Annotated in this window: 16 protein-coding genes, 1 tRNA gene and 1 pseudogene; 5 read left to right on the top strand and 13 right to left on the bottom strand. The window is 44.5% G+C overall.

All coding sequences use genetic code 11. The features are described from left to right. Window positions 1-1,875: 1,875 nt before the first annotated feature. The 10 genes from U5L76_02415 to U5L76_02370 all read right to left on the bottom strand — a co-directional run bounded on the left by U5L76_02415 (window position 1,876) and on the right by U5L76_02370 (window position 11,370). Window positions 1,876-2,127 carry a phage holin family protein gene (locus U5L76_02415; protein MDZ7798451.1) on the bottom strand — a complete coding sequence of 84 codons (252 nt, stop codon included), beginning with the start codon at window positions 2,125-2,127 and terminating at the stop codon, window positions 1,876-1,878. A gap of 2,526 nt (window positions 2,128-4,653) precedes the next feature. Then, window positions 4,654-4,926, bottom strand: a complete 273-nt coding sequence (locus U5L76_02410; protein ID MDZ7798450.1) for a DUF669 domain-containing protein — start codon at window positions 4,924-4,926, stop codon at window positions 4,654-4,656. A 185-nt stretch (window positions 4,927-5,111) separates the two neighbouring features. Continuing rightward, window positions 5,112-5,846, bottom strand: coding sequence for an ATP-binding protein (locus U5L76_02405; GenBank protein MDZ7798449.1), 735 nt, complete (start codon window positions 5,844-5,846; stop codon window positions 5,112-5,114). Beyond that, entirely contained in the window at window positions 5,830-6,105 is a 276-nt protein-coding gene (locus U5L76_02400; protein MDZ7798448.1) for a hypothetical protein, read from the bottom strand. The genes U5L76_02405 and U5L76_02400 overlap by 17 nt, the downstream gene beginning before the upstream one ends. Window positions 6,106-7,859: 1,754 nt before the next feature. Continuing rightward, a complete protein-coding gene (locus U5L76_02395; GenBank protein ID MDZ7798447.1) occupies window positions 7,860-8,120 on the bottom strand; it encodes a hypothetical protein in 261 nt (86 codons plus the stop codon). An 808-nt stretch (window positions 8,121-8,928) separates the two neighbouring features. Continuing rightward, window positions 8,929-9,240 (bottom strand): S24 family peptidase, encoded by a 312-nt coding sequence (locus U5L76_02390; GenBank protein ID MDZ7798446.1) that lies wholly within the window; start codon window positions 9,238-9,240, stop codon window positions 8,929-8,931. Window positions 9,241-9,317: 77 nt separating this feature from the next. After that, window positions 9,318-9,599: a helix-turn-helix transcriptional regulator gene (locus tag U5L76_02385; GenBank protein ID MDZ7798445.1), complete on the bottom strand. Its 282-nt coding sequence runs from the start codon at window positions 9,597-9,599 to the stop codon at window positions 9,318-9,320. 209 nt (window positions 9,600-9,808) lie between these two features. After that, window positions 9,809-10,324, bottom strand: a complete 516-nt coding sequence (locus U5L76_02380; protein ID MDZ7798444.1) for a site-specific integrase — start codon at window positions 10,322-10,324, stop codon at window positions 9,809-9,811. 44 nt (window positions 10,325-10,368) lie between these two features. Next, complete coding sequence (locus tag U5L76_02375; GenBank protein ID MDZ7798443.1) at window positions 10,369-11,007, bottom strand: integrase arm-type DNA-binding domain-containing protein; 639 nt, start codon at window positions 11,005-11,007, stop codon at window positions 10,369-10,371. A 289-nt stretch (window positions 11,008-11,296) separates the two neighbouring features. Beyond that, a tRNA-Pro gene (locus U5L76_02370) sits at window positions 11,297-11,370 on the bottom strand. Between the two features lie 839 nt (window positions 11,371-12,209). Between U5L76_02370 and folD the strand changes: the two are divergent. The 5 genes and pseudogenes from folD to U5L76_02345 all read left to right on the top strand — a co-directional run bounded on the left by folD (window position 12,210) and on the right by U5L76_02345 (window position 16,134). Next, window positions 12,210-13,045, top strand: a pseudogene (folD, locus tag U5L76_02365) (bifunctional methylenetetrahydrofolate dehydrogenase/methenyltetrahydrofolate cyclohydrolase FolD). 556 nt (window positions 13,046-13,601) lie between these two features. Further along, window positions 13,602-13,799, top strand: coding sequence for a branched-chain amino acid transport system II carrier protein (locus U5L76_02360; protein MDZ7798442.1), 198 nt, complete (start codon window positions 13,602-13,604; stop codon window positions 13,797-13,799). A gap of 222 nt (window positions 13,800-14,021) precedes the next feature. Then, on the top strand, window positions 14,022-14,750 hold the full coding sequence (locus U5L76_02355) for a branched-chain amino acid transport system II carrier protein (GenBank protein ID MDZ7798441.1): 729 nt from the start codon (window positions 14,022-14,024) through the stop codon (window positions 14,748-14,750). A 410-nt stretch (window positions 14,751-15,160) separates the two neighbouring features. After that, complete coding sequence (locus U5L76_02350; protein MDZ7798440.1) at window positions 15,161-15,571, top strand: transposase; 411 nt, start codon at window positions 15,161-15,163, stop codon at window positions 15,569-15,571. Continuing rightward, window positions 15,478-16,134: a transposase gene (locus U5L76_02345; GenBank protein ID MDZ7798439.1), complete on the top strand. Its 657-nt coding sequence runs from the start codon at window positions 15,478-15,480 to the stop codon at window positions 16,132-16,134. Before U5L76_02350 ends, U5L76_02345 begins: the two co-directional genes overlap by 94 nt. 181 nt (window positions 16,135-16,315) lie before the next feature. Here U5L76_02345 and U5L76_02340 read toward each other — a convergent pair whose 3' ends face one another. The 3 genes from U5L76_02340 to U5L76_02330 form a co-directional block, all read right to left on the bottom strand. Then, entirely contained in the window at window positions 16,316-16,702 is a 387-nt protein-coding gene (locus U5L76_02340; GenBank protein ID MDZ7798438.1) for a DALR domain-containing protein, read from the bottom strand. Window positions 16,703-16,852: 150 nt separating this feature from the next. Further along, complete coding sequence (locus tag U5L76_02335; GenBank protein MDZ7798437.1) at window positions 16,853-16,957, bottom strand: hypothetical protein; 105 nt, start codon at window positions 16,955-16,957, stop codon at window positions 16,853-16,855. A 376-nt stretch (window positions 16,958-17,333) separates the two neighbouring features. Next, window positions 17,334-17,570 (bottom strand): class I tRNA ligase family protein, encoded by a 237-nt coding sequence (locus U5L76_02330; GenBank protein ID MDZ7798436.1) that lies wholly within the window; start codon window positions 17,568-17,570, stop codon window positions 17,334-17,336. Window positions 17,571-19,363: the final 1,793 nt, after the last annotated feature.

Raw genomic sequence — 19,363 nt, 5'->3', positions numbered from 1 at the left:
TTTAGATGCTCACTACGTGGGATAAAGAAAATTTCACATTCTGGGCGTGGTAACAGCCCATTCATTGTGACGAGAACCACTTTGCCATAAGCGCCAAAGATGGCGAAGCAATATTGCCGATACGGCCCAATGTTGCATTTTTGTTATATTGTGAACCTCTGTGGTAACCTTACCGACTGTTGGCGTACTGGTAACACCCAGCTTACTGTCAGGATAAAAGCATCACCTCGCGCCTCCGCCAGCTCGACCACATCGCCCTCACCGCTCGGCATTCGATTTTAACGCGATCAAGCTCAATCAGAGAAGCGTAATAACAGCAGCTGAGTCTGACGCGACTTCAGAGGCACTTCCGGCCCACGCTAATCGCAATCACTGCACCAGCTCACCACTTTGTGAATGTTTTGTACACTGTTGGCCTTTTAACAGCTTATTCCAGAGTGAAATCGCATTCTTTGAACATCGCCATAATTTTTGGCTCAACCACCGTATCAATATTACTTTGTGTAGGTCCAGTATAAATCAACGGGTGCAGGGTCGTCATCCAATCGCCAACCAATAATGTTTTGCGTGGCAGCCGAATTTACCCATTCGCGTACCCATGACAACAAACACAATACGTTTGTATTTTGGGTTTGCAAAAGCTGACTGGATGGCGTTTCACGTAATCGTGATTACGCAAACTTTGCCAAGGGCCAGGTTCCCGCGCGATTCCTTTCAAGATAAATCCGGTGCGCGTCTGCCCACTCATGTGGCGTTCTGGGTAGGCTCGCATGAATCTGTTGCGCCGAAGCCTTTCACGCTTCTCGATTAAGCGTGTCGGTATAGTCCAAGAGTGCATCCGCTGTTTGATTTTCTTATACGCTCGGCATTCAGTTAAAATGTGCTGCCTCGCTGTGGCTGGTTCGTGAAAGTGCGAGCAAAGCCTGGAAGCAAGCGCATCAAGCTGTGAACAATAGATTTGAGCCATTTCACCATTAATACAATCAAAATCTTCAATGTGAATGGTAGTTCTTTTGCACGCTCGGCATTATCAACCTCTTGCTTATCGGCTTTCGCTTTCAGCAGTCTGGTATTTCTTCACCCTCTTTCGTGGTGGTCGGCTGGTGATTTCGGTCATCCTGCGATCTGCCTGTTTGGTTTTTTAAGATCGCGTGCCATTAACCAATCAATAGCTTTAACGGTGTCGATGAATAAGACTGCCCCTTGCCATCAGTCGCCTTTTTCTAACGCCCTTCTTCTCAACTGGGCATACCTTCTTCAAATGTGAGCGACCCACAACCCGTGCACTTTTGCCTATTATCGTGGCAAAACTCTGCTCTGTTAAACTGTATGCATCATCTGAATACATTTATAAGAAGAAAGGCAGAAGGGCATCCCTTTTTCAAACTAAAAAACACTGCAAACCCCGCGGTGCTTATACCCGTAGAAGTTTAGAGGGCTGGGAAGGACCCGCTAAAAATTGGCTATGTTTTTTATTCTTCAACTCGCTGTTTGTTACCGCTTATATTGCTCGCCAACCTTGGGGAAAAACTTACTTCATCAGGATTCCCAGGGAACACGCTTGCCCTTCTTTGCATCCTCTTTTGAAAGCTACCTTACAAGGAAAATGGTTTAAATTTTTCCAGAGTCCAGAGTATCTAGTCTTGCCACCCTCTTGTGTTATCTCCTTTATCGAAAGAAACCGTGTCTATATATTTGCCGTATATGCGCCTAGCCTCTTCTTCATTTTTTGCCATTATGATATACATTCCTGGCATAACTTTAAGATCGGTTGTCAAGTTGATATCAAAATTTTCTATTGGCTCTATTTTAAAAATATCTCATCATAGTGTTCCCCTTAAAAAACTAATTGGCTGTTATTATAGCTGAAGAGATTCATAAATCTTTAATTTTATTTTTTATCAAATCCAACCCCATCGGCCCCACATGCCCAAGGTAACTTGCAGCACCCACCGCCAACCATTCATTGCCTGTGGCGCCCATCATCAGGAAATATCCCATAAAACCAACGGTGACACTTATCAGTAAGTCCTGCAGAAAATGCAACCAATGCCATCCTGGTTTGTGCCCGTGGCGTTTAAGGTAACCTGCAAGGCTTGTGATAATGATCGCCGACAAGACGAACAAAAAATCAATGCGATTTCACGCACAGTTTGCGGTTGAGGCAGTTTTTCCATCAGGCTGCTTTATGTAAACTTTTCTTGTCCAGAAACTTTGCTTTTAAAAGCAGCTCACACACAGGACTCTCCATTCCAGTCCAATCATCTCTTGCATATTGCTCAAAACTGTCAGAAGAGAAAAATCTTCTGGCATCCTCAATTAGTTTCTGATTTGCAGATTCGTGTTGGTGACAAATTCAAGTCGTAGACTGCCTGTTGAATGATCGCAAATATTCAGATCGGCATATGCCTCATCGAGGAGACTGCGTCTAGCTCAATAATCATCAACGGGTTTACGAATGATTTTAACCGACCATTCGATCTTTTGGTGTTCTGAAATTTTCATGAGAAGTAAAAAACCCCTCAAGAGAGGGGTTGTGACATAGCTTTTGACTATGCGATTATGATACCTGAAACATCCGACTTGCGTCAAGCGTTTTGCTAAAGTAATTTTGATTTATTTCGTGTGAATTATTTTTTATTCTCATTTCCTCGTTTTGCGTTATCACATATCTTGCCAAATAAGTTCTCTTCTTCAATTGTTTTTCCAAGAGATGTTCATAACGAAACAATAAAATCATGGCGGCTTGGTATTTTGGTTCCCACGTAACGTGCCCGTGGATCCTTATGTGAAACGCCACAACGCTTGGCTAGCAAAACGCGTGGCACTCTGCCTTGCCCAGTACCATGACAAGATTCTCACAAGGTTGGCCAGGACGCACACCTGTACCCTGGCAATGATTTGCATATCGGAGGTCTGCAGCCCTTCCTGGATAACTGCAAGCGTTAATCTTGCAAGGAGCTTTTGTATCTTTCCCGGCATCGCCACTTTTCAGTAGATCTGCCAATTTTTTGGACATACTGGCAATAAAACAGTTTGGCGGAGGTTGGCCAGAGCATAGCTCAGTCCCCCCGGTACCGTACCACTGTGCCAAACACCAGCTTGCTGGCGGGCAGCCCTCGTAGGGCTGCCGCAACGTCTTGTGCGGTGATTCCTGGCAAAGCGTTGCCATCCGAAAACTCCCATGCGTTACCCCGCTGAGACTTAACCGTGTCAATAAATTTGAGTAAAATACTCATGCAGCACCCCCGACAAACATACTCGCTATCCTCTGACGGGAAGAGCGGAAGCCTTTGCGGCACGCTCTCCCGTAGGGAGACGGACTAGTGGACTTGTGCAGCTTGTTGATTTAAAGAAAAATATATTGGTCCAAGTAAAATTTTTTAGACCAAAATATTTGGACTTAATACAATTTTTGTAACTATTTGTTTTCAAACAAGCTCCTTCTGTTTTTTGGTCCAAAACCCTGATTGGACCCATGATTTTTGCCAATAAGTCCAAAACCATATCTGGACTAATAATTTAAGATTGATCACAATTACTCTCCCTCGTTTCGTGACGATAAAAAACATTCTTTCCAGAGTTTTTGATGACTATATCTGGATGATTTTTCAGCGATGAAAGCAAACCAAATGCAGAACTTCTGCACACCTTCAACGTTTCCATAATCTTTTGCTTAAGACAGTTCGAAGCAATGCCATCAGGGTATTGTTTTATAACTTCGATGATCCAAGTAACCCTCTCATCCGGTTTATTCTGACAGCTCTGCCAAGCACCAATTTGCGATCTAAAAAGATATTCCCTTTCGGAGGTGTTTGCCCATTACGCAAATCAAATTGCAGCTGTATAGCCTGTGGTTTACCTGAAAGCAAGATGCCAGTATCGTACCAACCTTGCCACGCACTACTTCCCCGAATACTTTGAAAGTTCTCTTCTTCCTTTTCTCGACTGCCTTTACGCAGATGATGCACCAGGACAATAGCTGGATTTGGCTTAATACAATGCTGTAGCGATACTATGCAATCATAAAGAAGCTTCGAAGCGTCAGAACTACTGTTTTCCTCCAGCTGCGCAAAAGAAATAACAGGGTCAATACCGATGATATCTGGCTCAGTGCGTTAATTACTTCTTCGACACTTTGTTTGTCATGGCTGCCCATTAAATCAACAGCTAGTCGAGATGAGACATGCAAATTTTTTCCTACCAGCTGTCTTTCTTCTAAACTTACACTTTTGGTGAAGGTGCGCACTCGCTCTCGTAGATACGCATTATGGATTTCAGACTGCAAGTACAAAACTTTTAATGGCCGTGTAAACTGATATCCTAAAAAAACACCCCGCAGGCAGCCCTCACAGCCATCTCAAGGAAGAATTCGCTTTTGCCTACCTTAGGGTGGCCTGCAATCAGCACCCTGTACCCTTGCGCTAATATACGTTCACGCCAAAATGGCTCGGGAAGCATAGGCGATGTTTCTTCTAAATAATCATAACTATAAATAGGTAAAGTAAAGCCCAAGGCTGTAGTTTGCACAATCAAACCTCCTTTTTAAAAAACAAAACATGTATTAACAAAGGGCCTTGAGAAAAGACCCCTTGCTCCTGGATTTAAATTTTGCTTTGGCTTGACTTGAGTTTTGAAGGCTTGTGTGATTATCTAGAATGATGGGCCATATGGGGGTGTATTCGCTAATACACCAAGTTTTTCGTAATAACGAACACGATTCATTTTTCCGTAGTCGTTTTCTTCCGTAACAACAGTCACCAAACAGTGCTTGCCTATTAGCGCTTGAATAAGCGATTCATTGACAACGCCTTCATCAGGCAGACCGCAGGCTAAACATAAGGTTTTAAGCCACTTAAATGCAATTTCTACGGTTTGCTTATTTGGATGCTCTACATTGAAGTTTTCAAAGAGCTTCACCCCCATATATTCACCTTTGCTGACTTCAAAAGATATACGCAGAAATGTCCTGTTCTAGCCTTATTGTTTCGAGCCTGATAGTCACAAACTTTCACTTCATACTTCCCGCAGGTAGAATTGGTTTTTCAGTAGTAATATCTTTCAGGTTAATACCGTAATCAAATGCTGAATGTGTTTGCATGGTCTTCTCCTTAACTAAAATATGTTTGATAGGGTTGATATAACGCTTTAAAATCTAAAGGTAATGTCTCTGGAAGGTCAAATCGATTCTTTGCATCAAAGCCACTGCGATGCTCCGTATGCAATAGTCGCTCGCCATAAGAAACGCACTGCTTGCGACCATCAGAATCACGCACAAGCGTCTTAAAGTTGGCGAATAATAAACAGTCACACCATTCTTTTAACAGTCCCGCTACTTGCTTTTGCAGCTTGAGCTGGTACATGTCATAGCTTTCAGACAAGGGGTCATTAAAAGTACGTATCTGTGTATGCGCGGTAAAAATGCAATGCATCTTTTTTTGACTGCCAAGCCTGCTCAGCCCTTGTAACAATTGAGAAAACTTTTCAGCAACGAAAGTATAGCCACGCCCATAACCCATCCCCTCAATACTGCTGTGATGGTTTTCTTGGCATACAGCTGCTTGTGCTAAACGTTCTGCCCAGTCTGCGCTATCAATCACTAAGGTTTGATAATCATGTTCAGAGCTTAGCAAGGCTTCTACAGCCTGCAATACAGCATTCCAGGAATCTGCCATTGGGAAGCGAGAAACGCCAAGGTGTGCCGCTCCATCTTCGGTGGTAATAAATACTGGCTTAGGCGCTGCCGCACGAAAAGCAGTCTTACCCACCCCCTCTACGCCATAAACAACAACACGTAGGGGGTGGAGCGCTTTTTCACTGATAATAGAATTAAGCAGGTTCTGCATGGCTAGGCCCTCCCCGCTCATTGAAATTGCTACTGAGAAGTAGGCTTAATGGAACCTCTTTATCGGCTGCATCGTCTTGCATGAACTCTGCAAGCTTGCCTTCCATTTGCTCAAACACACCAATATGCGAATGCTTGAGTTGTCGCCAAATGGCTTTTTCGATAGCAAGCTGCTCTGATTTAGCTGACATGGCTTGCTTTTTAGATTGCTGCCATTGATTGATAAGTGCATCAATGGTGATTTCCGTTGTCGTATTCATATCTTCTCCTATTTGAAATAAAAGTAAGTGCCTGAATACAACTAATTAGTTTTTAAGCTAAGCAACAACCAACATGCACTGTTGCAAAGCAGTATATATCAAAATTATCCATTTTTGAATAATTATTTTATGTTTTTGATTAGCTAGCATCACAGGCTTGCCATAAACCCACATCTTAGTTAACATCGTGTTACTGCCATACCGTTATGGAATGCTATGCAACAGCACACACACAAACTAAGTCGCCAACTTGCTTTTCGTGATTTTCATTTTCGCTATCTTGTACCCTAGCAGTATTGGTATTTGTGGTACAAATCGCAGCCTGCCTTTTAGGACAACGCTATATCTCACTTATGGGTTTACAGGTCACATTGGGTATGGCAATCTTTCCCTGGACTTTTATCCTGGTCGCATTGATTACTGAGATATATGGCTACAAAGCGGCCAAACAGGTGATTTATACTGTAACACTCTGTACATTTTTAGTCGCCGCACTAGTGGTGTTAGATGCCTATTTACCGTTATCACCTGTGAGTGATAGATATATCAGCTTACAACAAGGCCTTGCTTATTTATTGTTAGTCTCTAGCATTGCCTATTTGGTTTCCGAGAGTTGTAATGCCAAGCTATTGGCGTTACTGTGCCTAGTTACCCGCGGTAAGTTTTTTTACTGCGGGTGTTTTTTGCGATGAGCATTGCTGTGATGGTTGATACACTACTAATGTTTTTGCTGCATACTATGCACCATGCGAACGCAGCATTTACCACAGGCAATACCTTGCTAATCATGTTGTTTAAAATCGTTTATGTCACTTTATTAACCCCTGCGCTTTGGTTGGCAGTAAAAATGATTCGCTCAGCAGAAAATATCGTTACCTGACACCCCACTGCCTACTGGCAGCCCTACCCTTTTCTCATCGGTGAGCGTCTCATGCAAGAAACTTAATATATGATACCTCTGCTGAAAAAACCGAAAACTCTCACGCAAGAGCGACTGAAGACGCGTATGCGCTATGTTGTGCTGGGATTTGACAACACGAAACAGATCATCAATTTTGGACACTACAACAGCCGAGCTTATTTTCACTAAAAAACTCTCTGAACTAGATACAAGAGATCAGTATCGGCGCTAATGCCCAGAGCAAGCCTGTTTCTTGGGTATTCTTATTGGCGAAAAGATGCACTCTGGGGCTCCGGTAGAAAGCCGCAACCTTTGAATCACAGTCAGACGCAAATACTCATATCATTGCTTTCAAGCGCAACGCCCAAGAAGTGGTTATTGTTCGCAAAAGAAGCTTTCCGCTAAAAGCGTTCATAAGCGCCCGTTGAGCTTATTAAAGTAGCGTGAACCCACATGTCGCTGATAGCTTGGGGGTGGCATTGACTCGTAGTAAAGAGTTTAGGCCGTTACTATTTGTTTCCCAGAAAAATGAGCCATTCGACTGCAAAGTATTATCGATACGTTGAGACAACATACCTATGAAAATTCTCATTATTTTAATGAATTGCGGCCTTTAGGTTTAAAAATCATGGCACAAAATAATCGCTGATAACAATTTTTTCACTCTCTGGTATCATGGAGCAACGCAACCGTTCCAGATATCCAGGTGCTGAAGCCTATTTCACCAAGTTCAAGATTCTTTAGCAGGGGCTGGAAAAATAATATCCACAGCATTCCAAACACCGGGTAATACCTGCTTATTAATGCTCTAGAACTGTTCTAAGTCTTTAGATTTCCATCATCTCCTAACCAATTAACATAAGCCCTCACTCCCAGAATAGGTGGCATAATTTGGATTACCAATGTAAAAAGTAACTTTATATCCATTTGCATATTTGTTAATTTCAGCCAGTCTAACTAGAAAATTATCTCCTTCTAGAGTTGTTAGGGTCGCTACTCCATTATCATTTGGTTTAAATATTTCCACTCCTTTATTTGTGGCTTTCCCATCAACGTAAACATAAGCGCTAATACCAGACACTTCAGACTCTAAATATTGCAACTTATCCTGCATTGATAGCAACTCCTCACGAAGTGCATTCTCAGTCTCTGAATTATCGGGGGCACATCCTACTATCAAGAAGCAAATAAACCCTACCAAACAAATATTTTTCACTTTTCCCTCTTTGAATCTTCGCCAAGCGCATAACTCTACCAATTTATTTAAAATCTAAAGACCCACCCAACTTTCCATTAATATTATCCAAAATAGAGTGGACCCTCTCCACCTCTTTATCCCTTTCATTATTCGTTAAACCCAAGTCATTCATTTCCCCAGCATCAAGCTTGCTCTTTATTCTTAAAAAGTGGGCGCTAGCAATATCACTAAGTTTGGACCGAGGAAAGTTCTATCGACTTGGAATTATCTGTCCTTCGCACCCAAGCATTAATTTTAAAACACGTAGGTAATTATAAACATTCTCATTGTACTCTTAAATATTCCCTGGATACTTTTTGCAGTTTTTATATAATTCGTTTTCTCGTTCACACCAATATCTTTACTAAATTCATCATCATATAAGCAACTGATCAATGATTCAATGTAATAATGTCGATTACTAAATGTGCATATTTTCTTATGGGTAACGACTTGTTGTAACCATATCATGAACATTTTCTCAGCATGCTCCTCTCGCCAAGAGCTTAATCCAATTATAGCTACTATGCCTGCAGCAACATAAAAAAACACCTTGATATCAGTTTTATAAACTCAAGTGAAGTGCCCACAAGCCTGTATTCATGATAGAAAGGAGATAACAAGCCAATGCAGAATAAAAAACTACCCATATAAAATAATACTAACTTGGTGATGGGTTTTTTCATCAAATACCGACACCCTGCGCATGAAACAACGTCATCATCACAACACCCACAACCTCATGCCTACCCTTTGCAAAAACCAAAGGCTCAGAACCTTGTACGACTGGCTGCAACCGCCACTGTGGTGGGTCAACCATCAGATCGCGCAACGTTAAACCCTCGCTATCTTTGATCTTTACCAGCACCAAGTCTCCATCACGGGGTGGCTCTTGTTTATCGATGATAAATACTGTGCCTTTTGGAAAACGCGGGGACATAGATGGTTTGCTCGTTAACGCCAAGCGTTTCGCTAGATAAGCCTTCAGCACTTTCATTAGCTAAGGTTTGCCACTGCGTATGACGGTTTAAGTCAAGCTGACCAACGCTATCTAAACTTTCTGCCTGCTCCCAATCAATAATCACGGATACAATGTGGCATTTCGCCAGCCTCATCCGACAGGTCAAGCAACGCATCTAGGGAAAGTCCAAAATATTCTGCCAAGGCCTTAAGCACAGATACTTTTGGATCAGGGGTGTTGTCGTTAAATAGACGATATAACGTTGCATACGGTATGTTGATTATCTTGGAAAGTTCAAGCAAAGATATATTCTTGTCAGCCAAACAATCGTGCAGGCGTGAAGCCAGCATGCTTTTGGGGCTTTTAACTAATTTTAATTGTTCTTTTTCCATCATTCCTCCAATTACCAAACCATACAATCGTTATCCAAAAATGTAAAACATATTTTCATATTTGGAAGTCATTTAGCCTGTTAAATTATTTGGTTCAGCCACCTCGTCAAAGAGCTTCATGGCAAGCAACTCTAAGCTTGTTCGATCATTAGCAGCTTCCTTAACCCATAGAATCGGTCAGCAGCTTTTTTATACCCTCAATTTTCTCTTTTTTACTGACTAATCGGCATCATGGAACCACCGCTTTTTAGCTCACGTAATATCTGCCGCCACTTATCACCATCGCAGTCCTCTTCATTTACAATTTTCAATAGTGCTTTTCCCCATAGCTCTAATGCTTCGCGCATTTCTTCAAGGTACCTATGTCGGTTGTAAATGGCTTGTACGCCCTGTTGCTTATGATTCAATACGCGTTCAGCAACAATATCACTCACGCCTATCTCAGCTAATTTAGTGCGTGCTGTGCGGCGTAAATCATGGGGGGTGAATCGGTCCAAATTCCATTCTCTATGGTGACGTTTAACAGCTCGGCCAATAGGAGCGCGTCGCATCGGCAGGTCTGATGTTGAGGGAAAGACATAACTACTATCCCCTGTATGTTTTTTCGCCTCTTGAAGCAATTCAAGGGCAATGCCACTTAGTGGCAAGCAATGCTCTTGCTCGTTCTTCGCTCTGCTAGCAGGAATAGTCCAAATTTTGTTATCCCAGTCAATTTCGTTCCAACGCATCTCAGCCACCTCGCCTGAACGTTGTGCTGTAACTAATACAAGCTTCAAAGCAATGGTAATTGTGGGCTAAGACCACAAGCATCCACCCCCTGCCAAAATTTTTTAATCTCAGTATTTTCTAATACCCTGTTGCGCGATACTTCTTTGGTTTTTTTGCTGCCCTCCATGGGGGATTTTTCTATAACCCCTTCACTTTTGGCCACATTGAACAAATGACGCAGTCGCTCTAGTAAACGATTTGCCGCAATAGGTGATTTTCGATTTTGACCATTTCTAATCCCTTCCAATAGTTTGAAGGCATCTTGCTGTGTGATTCGTGTAATTTTTCTACCGCCCCATGCGGGCACCGCATCTCGAGTTAAAATGCGATATTGTTCCTCTGCCGTCCTCAACTTAACTAGGTGTTTGCTTCTATACTCCTCAACATATGCCTTGAAAGAAGGGGTGGCTTTTGCTTGTTGTTTTTCTTGCGCAGGATCTACCCCTTTTAACACTTTGTTACTTGCTTCAAGCGCCACACCTCTAGCTTCAGCCAAACTGATAACGGGGTATTTGCCAATACTAAGCCGTCGCTTAACATCGCTATCAGGCATGCGATAAAGGAAGGAAAAGGTCTTCACTCCCGTTTTAGTGACCCTAAGCACTAAGCCTGATACTTTTCGATCAGTACACCTGCATACAATCGGATCCGGAAGGTTTGATAGCCTGAATAAATCTGTCTGTGAGGTTCTGTTTCATATGCATTTCTCCACTCTGGGGTTCCACTGGGGTTCCACTGGGGTTCCACCGGGGTTCCACTGGGTTCCACTGGGGGTTCCAAAATGACCGGATTTTAATAAACCCAGCTGAATCAAGTTGGAACAGTAATTGAAATCAATTTGTTATAGTGAGAACATTATAACATGTTGATTTGTAGAGAATTTATGTCTATTTTGGAATGGCTAGAAACGCTATGAAACGTCTTGAAATCAATCGGGGCAGAGGGATCTGAACCCCCGACCCCCTGGTCCCAAACCAGGTGCGCTACCAAACTGCGCTATGCCCCGAAAACTCGCTTATTATACCTGAGTACCGGGCGGCGTCAAATTAAAGCTGAGGCACATTGCTTGCGAGTGAAAATTTAAATGGCAATCGAGCGTTTGCGTGGCCTCGTGTTTACTGCTGAATGCAGAAAAAGTTAAACACCATAATACAATACACTAACTTATTAGTTTTGAGGTAAGATATTGCTATGAAACGTAAATTTAAAATCTTCCGCTGGAGTTTGCTGCTAACTGTTGCAGCCGGTGCTCTTTCTGATTTTCAGCAACTTCCTAATTTATTCCCGCTTAACATTCGAACAACCCGTGTGTTTGATTGCCTTTGAAATTTTAAACGATACGACGTTTGAAGCGACAATGTAATGTGAAACGCTGTTTCCACCTTAAACGAAACGTATGTGTTGAATGGCAATGACTGGCAACTTGATGCGCGGGTGATTAAATGGAAAGCGAGCAGTAATGTATTGGGCTTTGATGTCACTCTATCGTTTGATCGGCTTGCCGGGCGTTACCATGATGTGAACGAAGAATTAGAATTCCCCGCGCACGGTTTATGGGCTGAGCGATTCACCCAGTTATGATTTGTGGCAAGTGTTAAAACGTCACCAACGCTGGGTGCCAGGATTCAACGCCATGTACGGCAGTGCCGTCTATGCCCGATGGCCCGATGGTGCACAATATGAAGTAAAGCTCTCACAAAGTGGCTTGGTGGCAAGGCCGGTAAACCCAGAGGCTCAAACAGCACTCAAACGGTGAATAAGCATAAGCCTGGATCGACCGGGTTCCATACAATGCGACCCTTACAACAGTTCGCGACAACCTCCAAACTCCGGTATAATATCCCTATGAGCGCACAACTAATTGATGGTAAGGCCATCGCCGACAAACTACTAAGTGAGATTGCTGATAAAGATCAAGCAGCAAGGTGGGCCGTGCGCCACGTCTGGTAGTGATCTTGGTAGGCGATAATCCGGCCTCTGGTTTATACGTGAAACGCAAAGCCCAGGCTGCTAAGAAACAGGCATTGAGTCTGATCTGCAAACACTACCCGAAAATACGACCGAAGAAGCGTTGCTTAGCCTCGTCGAGGCACTCAACCAAGACGACACCGTTGATGGCATTTTAGTGCAGCTGCCGCTGCCGCGTCATATTAACCAAGACAATATTGTCGAGCGCATTGACCCGCGCAAAGATGTGGATGGATTTCACCCATATAATTTAGGCCGCCTGACCCAGCGTCGCCCCGGCCTGCGCCCCTGCACCCCTTACGGCATTATGCTCATGCTCGAAGCCATTAACGTTGATGTCACGGGCAAGCACGCTGTCGTCGTCGGCGCTTCTAATATTGTTGGTCGGCCTATGATTTTAGAGTTGTTGCTGGCAAGGTGCCACCGTTACCGATTGCCACCGTTTTACCCAGACCTGCCGCATCTACGTTAAGCAAGCTGATATTGTGATTGCCGCTGTTGGCAAGCCTGGTTTGGTGAAAGGCGAATGGATTAAGCCTGGCGCTGTGGTCATCGATGTGGGCATCAGCCGGCTCGATAATGGCGACATCAAAGGTGATGTGGAATTTGAGGCCGCCTGCGAGCGCGCCAGCTTTATCACGCCCGTACCTGGTGGCGTTGGCCCAATGACCGTCGCCATGCTGATGCACAATACTTGGTTAGCGTCGCATTGAGTGCTGGTGAACCATATGTAGAGCTCCGCACATGGCTTCCTTGGCATCATCATCCTCGAACGAATAGTAAGAACCTCCTCTCATATTTTTACAGCATATGAGCAAGCCACAAAACGTCAAGGCCGCAACCCCATAGACCAGAGCTAAAGTTTCTAAGCCTGATAACAAGGGTTTATCGTCACCCGAACTTTCTTCCGCAACTCAAGTACGCCTTGAGTATTGCCAGAAACTGGAGCTGCTGCTGTTTGCATCAAGGATTCCCCTATAGCAAGCGCAGCAGACATAACGTTTACACCAACCCAGTTTAACTTGTTCATTGTCATACTCCTGAAAACCACCCAAACTTTGATACTAACATAAGTAAATTCCTTTAGTGAAGTACCAGTGATATCTGATTAACTACCCTTCAAATTTTAGATGCACAATACTTGGTTAGCGTCGCAGTAATAGTGAAAGATTCGATAATGCATTACGGATCAATCTGAAATCGAACCTATTTGAGCTATACGACTAATCTTTGCTGGCGCCCGGCCCCCTTAAGCTGTACAATGGTGTGATGTGGAAACAACGCTCTCTATGGCTCACGGGCTTTACCCTCTTTGCAATGTTCTTTGGTGCGGGTAATGTCACCTTTCCGTTGCTGGTTGGCCAGCACGCGGCGCAGTACTATGGCTGGGCAATGAGTGGCCTGCTTGCTCGCAGCCGTTGCCACCCCGATTCTCTGCCTGCTGAGCATGCTGCTCTTCAAAGCTGACTATAAGGCCTTTTTCACCGATTGGGCCGCTGGCCTGGCTGGGTGCTGATTCTGCTGGGAATAAGCCTCTTAGGGCCTCTGATGGTTATTCCGCGTACTGTAACGGTAGCCCATGCCGCCTTGGATTTTGACCTGTTGCTGATGCCATTACCGCTATTCTCATTGTTGTTCTGTGTTTTGATCTCTTTTGGGCACGGTTCGTGAGATATTTTTGCCTATATTTTGGGGTATATTCTAACGCCACTGCTGGTTATCTTCTGCTTGGTAATGATTTCTGCAGGTCTGTTTGTGAATCCTGAGGTGGTCCATATTCAGGCTGTACCACAAAACTTCTTTATGTATGGCTTAGTCGAAGGTTACTTCACCTTCAATGCGATTGCCGCCTGTTCTTTGCTGGCTTGTTGCTCACTAGCTTGCGTAGCTTTGCCAAAGACCAAATTCACCCGAATATGGCACCTTACGTTTAGCTGTTTCGGCCAGTTTAATTGGTGGCGGTATGCTGGGCGATCATTTATTCTAGGCCTTGCTGCCGTCAGCGCAAAACATGGCCATATGCTAGCGCAGAATAATATTCCGCCCGAGCAGATTTTAACTGCGTTAGCCTATTATTTGTTGCCAGGTAAATTAGGTATTTTCGCCAGTATGATTGTTATTCTAGCCTGCCTAACCACCGCGCTTGCTCTAACGAAACTGTTCGCTGAGTTTTTACAAGATATTTCTAAAAACCGAATTTCCTATATTTGGGGATTAGTGATTACGCTGGGTGTAACTTGGATAATGAGTACACTAGGTTTTTCAGGTTTGCTCGTTTGGTTCGCGCCGATCATTAAAATCTGTTATCCGATAGTCATTGCATTGAGTATTTATAATGCGGCTGGATGGATTTATACACGATTTCAAAATCCCCCGCTCGCTGCGCGGCGCTGCTTTAAGAAAGGGGGCGAAAGCTGAATAGATAGCCTCCTTTAAAAGGCTTTGTGGCAATGCTTTGGTATTTCGATGAACTCGCGGCTCAGCGTCAAGGCGTTGTTGTAAAATGAGAATTTTTGCTCCTGACGCGGCGCAAAATCCCCCGCTCGCTGCGCGAGCTGCCCCTCGTATATTGAGGTTATCGGCCAGATATGGTTGAATCATTATAGGGAAAGCCCCTAGGTGAAGGGATAAGGACGCTGTCTGCCCCCTAAGGACATTAATCCTGCTTTAAAGATTAGCGCCTTATCCCTAATTTGTTCTATAAAACCGGACGGTATCATAGGTCTTTGGTAAAACCAGATGAACCTGAATTTACGAGGTTGGTTTTGAAACAAAAACTTACCCAGGTGCTTACACATCACTCACATGCTACTAAAAGGTAGGTACTTATGTCAAAACTTATTGTCGGAATCGATATCGGCAAAGCTAAGTTCGATATCGCCTTACTTAAACCAAATAACAAAATAAAATCCAAAGTGTTTAAAAATAATACTGATGGCTTTAACCAACTACTCAGCTGGTTAAGTCAACAAACAACCCAACCCCTCCATTTCTGTATGGAAGCTACCGGCGTCTATGGCGATGCCTTGGCTCATTATTTACATGATGCAGCTTATCTTGTGAGTGTCGTCAATCCAGCCCAAGTGACAAAGGCTTTCCCAAATCCGAACACGCTAAAAACAAAACAGATAAAGCAGATGCTAAAATCATTGCTCGCTTTTGCCAGGCCATGCAGCCAAAGGCTTGGAAGCCCAAACCTAAGCGTGTTCGCGAACTCCAAGCACTGGTCGCAAGGTTAGATGCATTACAGGCATTAGCACAACAAGAAGCTAACCGTTTAGATGTCGCCCAACCTTGTGTCAAAGGTTCCATTATCACCGTACAAGCTACCTTGAACAATGAAATCAAACAAGTTAAAAAAACTATTAAACAACACATCAAAGACCACGATGACTTAGACTCAGATAGTCGCTTGTTACTGACCATTCCAGGTATCGCAGATAGAACCATGGCACAAGTACTTGGCAGTATCGGAAGTGTTGAGCACTTTGAAAATGCTAAACAGATGGCTGCCTTCTTTGGCCTGAGCCCAAAACAACATAGCTCAGGAAGCTCAGTTAAACGCCACACACGTCTTTCAAAAATCGAGGATGCCCGCGTACGTAAAGCACTCTATATGCCCGCTATCGTTACTATGCGACATAATCCGCTCATTAAAACCTTCTGTGAAAGACTTAAAGCAGCAGGTAAAGCTCCCATGGCTATCATAGGGGCAGTCATGCGAAAACTCGTGCACATCATCTATGGAATACTTAAGTCACGAAAACCCTTTGACCCCAATATAATCGCAAAAAATACTTGACAGGTAAGACAGGTTTATACTTTAAGAAAGGGGGCGAAAGCTGAATAGATAGCCCCCCAACGAGGGGGCAGGCACATGAGCCCAAAGGGCGGATGTCGACGGGGGTTTTTAGCGCGACGTTGCCAGAGTGGTGCCTTGCCGGGCCCATCTTCCAGGGATAATGCCCTTTGCTCCAAGCTGGTCACGGAATTTCATCGCTCCGAGCAAAATCGCTGGCCATGCGGGCGCGGTTACGCTCGACAATCAACTCGTGAATTTCTTCGGCTTCAAAGTCTTCATCGTCATGTGCACCTTGCAAGAAAACTTCTGGGTCGCGTTGTAAAATACCTAAAATCTCGCCCAGCTTGACCAGCTTAAGGGCTAGCTCATCGGCACGTTCAGGATCTTCTTGTTTATTGTAATACTCACGCGATAAATCAAACAACACGGCTGATGCTTCCGGCGTGTTGAAGTCATCGTTCATGGCTTCAATGAAAACGTTTGTCGAAATCATCTCTGGTTCTGGATGAAGGCCATCAAGATTGCCGCCACCGTCAAGCGGTATAAAGACCGCTACGAAGCCAAGCACGTGCTTTTGCTGCAGTTTGCCGGCGTATGGTTTAAAGCGCTGCGACAGTCGCTACCCGGCAAGAAGTAAAACGAATGGTTTCGGCGTCGTCAACAGGTTACTCCACGAATGGTAGAAAAGTTCTTAAGCGACTCGAGCATTTTTTCTTCATCAGACATTGACAGAGCCAGTGTTATAGTGCCGGTGTTGACAAGATTTCTCGCCTGTGGCACCTTCGGATTGCGCAATTTCATTTTCATGATGCGGGAACTGCAAATCAAAACCGCCGCCATGAATATTCGAATGTCTTTGTTCCTAGGTCGTTCCGTTGCCATCGCTGAACATTCAATGTGCCAGCCAGGTCGGCCTTTGCCCCAAGGCGAATCCCAAGACGGCTCGCCAGGTTTTGCCGCTTTCCATCAAACAAAATCCATGGGGTCTTGCTTGAATGGGTTTACATCTACACGCTCGCCCGCGCGCATGTCTTCTAAGCTGCGCTTAGATAATGCGCCCATAGTTTTCAATTGATTTAACTGAAAAATAAACATCGTTATTGTCGGCTTTATAAGCATGTTTATTTTCGATAAGCTGTTCAATCAGTGCTGACAATATCGCTAGGCATATGTTCAGTCAGCTTGCTCGGTTCTCAGCGTCAGCAAGTCGCGCCCAAGGCATCAAAATCTTCGTTCATGTATGTTATAAAGCGCTCGGTGAGTGTTGATACCTCTTCTTCAGCTTCATCCGCGCGGTTAATAATTTTATCGTCGATATCGGTGATGTTGCGTAGGTAATTGACTTTGTAGCCGCTGGCTTTTAAATAACGATAAATCATATCGAAAGCCACGACTGTGCGTGCGTGGCCTAGGTGGCAATAATCGTAAACGGTCATGCCACAGACATACATATTAACGTGGCCGTCGTTGATGGGTTTAAATTCTTCTTTTTTTTGCGTTAGGCTGTTGTAAATTTTTCGCGTTTTTCCTCAGTTTAATATTAGCAACCCCCCCGCCACAGCTACGCTGTGGCTGCCCCTTAAGCAAGGAGGCGAAGACGATTGATTACTTTTTTCTGAAATCACCAATAAGTGCGACCCATTTTTATCCATTTCCGGGCCAGTGCAAGGTGCCCATTAACGCAATGCGCAGAGGCTGGAACAATTGCTTTCCCTTTACGCCTGCATGTTCTTTTAAATACTCAACCCAGGCTTTATCGTCCAGGCCGTGCTGTTCCACGGCGGCGGAGTTGCATGCTGAAAAATTTGTGGGTCCACGCCTTGCCGTGCAGATTTACATTCGTCTGATAAAGGCAGATCATCTGCAAACGCGCGCTGCGCCCGAAGCTCGGCTTCAGCAGGCAATAAAATACTGGGCGTAACTCGCTCAACAAAATCGTCTTTTCTCTCGGCAGGCGCAAGTGCGTGCACAGGCGTCACCCATCCATTCCCAAACTTGTTCCGGCGTTTTATACTTTAAAGGTTTCTTTTTGCCGATCGTTCGAGTTGTGCTCGGTCGTAGCGTGCAGGTGATCGCCCGAGTCGATCCATTTTTCAGATATCGCGCCCAACTCTGCCACATGCATGTAATCGTTTTCGGGATAATAATGCCCCAGGCGTGATAAATAATTCACAACAGCTTCGGGCCAATCAGCCGTGGTGCGCGCATTTCTTTAATACTTTGGCTACCATTTGCGCTTTTAGATAAAGGTGCGCCATCGATACCATTGATCAAAGCAAAATGTCCATATTGCGGCGACGCTAAGCCCAGAGCTTTTAACATGAGCAACTGGCGCGGTGTATTCGTGAGGTGGTCTCCGCCTCGAAGTGCATATGTCGCACCCATCAGAGATCGTCAACTGCATTCTACAGAACGCTAAAAGCTGGCATCCCGTTGGCGCGCCGAAGTGATCAGATCGCCGATGTCGTCCGTTTTAAAGGTTTTTTCGCCTTGCACTAAATCCACAAAATTCACTTCTTCGCCCGGCGGAATTTTAAAACGTCAGCGTCGAGGGAATATTAGCCGCTTCTTTTTTTGCGGCCTCATCCGCGCTTAACGCGCACAACGACCATCATAGCGTGGCGGTTGACCCGCTGCTCGCTGCAATTTGCGCGAGAGTTTGAGCTGCTCGTCCGTGCAAAAACAACGGTAAGCAAGGCCCGCATCTTCGAGCTGCTTATAATATTTATCGTAGATAATCCATTACGCTGGGATTGGCGATAAGGGCCATGCTCGCCTTCTACTTCAATACCCTCTTCCCAGCTCTAAACTGAGCCAACGCAAATCTTCGGCCAGGTGGTCGATGAATTCGTCTTTCTGGAGCGCTCAGGGTCGGTGTCTTCAATGCGCAAGCAGGAAGACCCCTTTATTGTGCTTGGCAATCAGGGCGTTAGACAGCGCTGTGCGCATGTCTCCAATATGTATGAGCCCGGTCAGGGCTGGGGCAAAATCTTGTCTTCATAAGCGACCTATTTTAACAGAGCTCCCGGCCCCCTGTACAGTCACTAAATCTTATATAAACATTAAGGTATGATCCTTTTAATAAAAATAATTATACCAACTAACTACGAGAACCCATACGAGCACCTCTTCCCTTCGAGCTCCAGGATGAAATATTACACTATCGGGGTACTGTCGCCATGGTTCGCTACCAGACATCCCGATTCGGCCACCTCGACAAGGACGCGGC

It is taken from the genome of Patescibacteria group bacterium (assembly GCA_034520665.1).
In the GTDB taxonomy this organism is placed as follows: Bacteria; Patescibacteriota; Patescibacteriia; order JAXHNJ01; family JAXHNJ01; genus JAXHNJ01.
The sequence above is the reverse complement of the archived record's forward strand: the minus strand, read 5'-3'. Positions and strand labels throughout refer to the sequence as shown.